Origin of the sequence: Streptomyces sp. NRRL WC-3549, from assembly GCF_000721935.1 — a bacterium.
Lineage (GTDB): Bacteria > Actinomycetota > Actinomycetes > Streptomycetales > Streptomycetaceae > Streptomyces.
In genome coordinates, this window is sequence record NZ_KL585426.1 from 97,492 (window position 1) to 101,171 (window position 3,680).

Annotated in this window: 2 protein-coding genes; one reads left to right on the forward strand and one right to left on the reverse strand. The window is 72.9% G+C overall.

Going from position 1 to position 3,680, the window contains the following annotated elements:
• Nucleotides 1-707: 707 nt before the first annotated feature.
• Nucleotides 708-1,112: a MerR family transcriptional regulator gene (locus tag IH13_RS0128890; protein WP_037842702.1), complete on the reverse strand. Its 405-nt coding sequence runs from the start codon at nucleotides 1,110-1,112 to the stop codon at nucleotides 708-710.
• 332 nt (nucleotides 1,113-1,444) lie between these two features.
• Here IH13_RS0128890 and IH13_RS0128895 point away from each other — a divergent pair, with 332 nt between their 5' ends.
• On the forward strand, nucleotides 1,445-2,986 hold the full coding sequence (locus tag IH13_RS0128895) for a SulP family inorganic anion transporter (protein ID WP_110085067.1): 1,542 nt from the start codon (nucleotides 1,445-1,447) through the stop codon (nucleotides 2,984-2,986).
• Nucleotides 2,987-3,680: the final 694 nt, after the last annotated feature.

The window sequence follows — 3,680 nt, forward strand, 5'->3', positions numbered from 1 at the left end:
GGCGAGGGCCATCGTGGCCCCTGCCGCGCCGAGTCGCAGTGCGACTGCTCTCCTCATGTTCGTCTCCTTGTTCGTCGCCGCACGCGGGACCGCCGTGTGTGGGGGGCGTGCGGGGTGAAATGGTCATGGGCATGACAGCTAGAGGCGCGGGCCCGCCGGTGCGGCACCGGCGGATTCCGGCCTGTGCGGGTGTGCTCTCCTCGTGCGGTCGGTGCGGTGGCGCGGTCGGTCGGGCCTTCGGCTGCGGTTCGGTCCCTGCGGGCGGCCGTCCGGCCGCTGTGCCGCTGCGGCCGTTTCCGCCCGTGGGTCCGGTCGTCGCCCTTCCGGGTGCCGGTCGTGAAGGCCGGCGTGACGCCTCGTCGCCCTGGTGTTCTCGCTCGGCTCCACGGCGTGTCGGCGTCCTGGGTGAAGCCCCGCGCCGGATCGGTGGCGGCTCGTGCGCGAAGTCGCCGGGGTGGTGCGGCTTCGCCTTCACCGGTACGGGTGCGGGTTCAGAAAGCGCTTTCCCCGGCTGAGGATAGGGTGGCCCGCACATGGCTGGCAAGGCTCTCGACGTGTGCGGGCCGCGCTGCGCCGCGTGGTGTGCCCGTCTCCGAACCGGCCGTACCGGCAAGCGAGTTGATGTCGGAAGCGGGCAAAGGGGTGCGAGGCGGAGGTCTCCGGCGGCAGGGGCCCGGTGTCGGGCCCGCCGGTGTCGGGCGTCGGTGTCAGGGAGGGGTGTCGCGTGTGAGGCGTTCACGGAGCGCGGCGGTGAACTCCTCGGCCCGCGCCAACTGGACGCGGATCTTCTCCGTCTGCTCCGCGGCGGCCTGCTCGTACCCGCGCACCCGGTCGAGCAGGGCCTCGCGCTCGTCGCCGGACAGTTCCTGGCCGGAGTCGAGGCGGTCGGTGACCTCCAGCAGATCGCGCATCTCGTCCAGGCTGAAACCGAGCGGCTTCATGCGGCGGATCACCATCAGCCGCGCGACGTCGGCCTCGGTGTAGAGCCGGAAGCCGCCCTGGGAGCGGGCGGAGGGGGTGACCAGGCCGGTGTCCTCGTAGTGCCGGATGGTGCGCAGCGACAGCTCGGTCCGCGTGGCGACCTCGCCGATCTGCATGTGCTCGCTGCTCACGCGGGCGCCTCTCCTGTCCGTGGCCGGGGCCGCCGTCGGCCCGTTATCTCTACCCTAACGTTAGGGTAGAGTATGGATCCGTCGGGGTGGGTGCACACCGTCCGCCGCCCTGGTGCGGTACGGGCCGTTCCCGTGACCGACGGCCGCGCCGGGGCCGATGCCGCTCCCGGCGGGGGCCGGCGTAAGCACGCCCGTGACGCCCGGCACCGCCGCCCGCCCGCTGTGCACCACGGTCCCTGAGCGGCTTCGAGCTCCGCGCGGTCCCGGTACGCGGGGGTCTTCCCGCGGACGGCCGCCCCGGCCGTCCGGCGCCTTCCCGCACGCCCTGGGTGATGCCAGCGTGTGCCCGAGCACGACAGGTACCTTCCTTGTCCACGTCCTCACCGACTCCGGCCGCGCTGTTGCGCGGTCTGCGCCCCGACTGGCTGTCCGACCCCAAGGTCTGGCGCACCGAGGTGCTGGCCGGCCTGGTGGTCGCGCTGGCCCTGATCCCGGAGGCGATCTCCTTCTCGGTCATCGCCGGGGTCGATCCCGCGATCGGCCTGTTCGCCTCCGTCACCATGGCGGTGACCCTCTCGGTCGTCGGCGGACGCCGCGCGATGATCTCCGCGGCGACCGGCGCGGTCGCCCTGGTCATCGGACCGCTCAACCGTGAACACGGCCTCGGTCATCTGATCGCCGCCGTGATCCTCGCCGGTGTCTTCCAGATCGTCCTGGGCGCGCTGGGCGTCGCCAAGCTGATGCGGTTCGTCCCGCGCAGCGTGATGGTCGGCTTCGTCAACGCCCTCGCCATCCTGATCTTCATGGCCCAGGTCCCGGAGATGCGTGACGTGCCGTGGCCGGTCTACCCGCTGATCACCGCGGGCCTCGCCCTCATGGTGTTCTTCCCGAAGGTCACCACGGTGGTCCCGGCGCCGCTGGTGTCCATCGCCGTCCTCACCGTGATCACGGTCGCCGCGGGGATCGCCGTGCCGACCGTGGGCGACAAGGGCGAGCTGCCGTCCTCCCTGCCGGTGCCCGGCCTCCCGGACGTGCCCTTCACCATGGACACCCTGAAGATCGTGGCTCCCTACGCCCTGGCGATGGCGCTGGTCGGGCTCATGGAGTCGCTGATGACGGCCAAGCTGGTGGACGAGATCACCGACACCCCCTCCTCCAAGACCCGTGAGTCGATCGGGCAGGGCATCGCCAACATCGTCACCGGCTTCTTCGGCGGGATGGGCGGGTGCGCCATGATCGGCCAGACGATGATCAACGTGAAGGTCTCCGGCGCCCGCACCCGGCTCTCCACCTTCCTCGCGGGCGCGTTCCTGATGGTGCTGTGCATCGTCTTCGGCCCCGTCGTCTCCGACATCCCGATGGCCGCGCTGGTCGCCGTGATGGTGATGGTGTCCTTCGCGACCTTCGACTGGCACTCCGTCGCACCGAAGACTCTGAGGCGGATGCCGGTCGGGGAGACCGCCGTCATGGCCGTCACCGTCGCCTGTGTGGTCGCCACCGACAACCTCGCGATCGGCGTCGTCGTCGGCTCCGTCACGGCCATGGTCGTCTTCGCCCGCCGCGTCGCCCACCTCGCCGACGTCACCTCCGTCACCGACCCCGACGGCAGCCAGGTCGTCTACTCCGTCACGGGCGAGCTGTTCTTCGCCTCCTCCAACGATCTCGTGGGCCGGTTCGCGTACGCCACCGACCCGGACACGGTCGTCATCGACCTGACCGGCGCCCACATCTGGGACGCCTCCTCGGTCGCCGCGCTCGACGCGGTGGAGGCCAAGTACGCCCAGCGCGGCAAGAGTGTCGAGATCATCGGTCTGAACGTGCCGAGCGCCAGCATCCACGACAAGCTCAGCGGCGAACTCACGGGAAGCCACTGACGGACGGGGGCACCGGGCCGTGTGCCACCGGCCTCGCCCCGGCCGTTGGCGCCCGGGGCGACGAAGGGCCCCGGGGCGGCCGCCGCACGTCCTCGGCGACCCGGGGCGGCTCCGTCCGCCGCCGCCAGGTGCCGCGCCGCCTTCGCCGCGGCCCGCCCGTACGCCCGCCCGCTCGCCCAGGGCCCGGCCGAGCGTCTCGGCGACGCGGTCCGCCGTGAGCGCCCCGAACAGGATCGGTGCGGGCGCCACCCCGGCACCGGCCGGTCGCCCGGCCCGGAACGGCCGGTCCGCCGTCACCGGCACGGCGACCGGGCGCACCGAGGCGTGCGGGGCGGCCGCCGAGGTGCCCGCCCCGCGTGGTGGGCCACGGCGGCGAGCCGAGGGAAGGGCGGGGCACATCGCGGCGGGGCTCAGATCCCCGCGCCAGGCGGCGGCCTCGGTCATGAGGCGGCGCCGGTCCTCCGTGCGATGGCCGGGCGCGCGGGCCATGGCCTCACCGTGTGAGGCGCAGCGCTGCCCCCTCCGCCGGGCCTCGGTGGCGTAGCCGAGGCCGAAGGTGATCTCCCCGAAGACGAAGACGTCGGAGCGTCTTCTCGGGGTCATGGTCACCCCGGTCCGGTGGACCTCGACGACGGCCCGTTCCGCCGTCTCCGCCAGGTGCGGGAGCCGGGCGATCTCCTCATGGAGCTGCCGC

What these genes read in the sequence shown, in the direction of transcription:
- IH13_RS0128895 (WP_110085067.1), top strand. Translation starts at nt 1,445, where the DNA reads ATGCCAGCGTGTGCCCGAGCACGACAGGTACCTTCCTTGTCCACGTCC.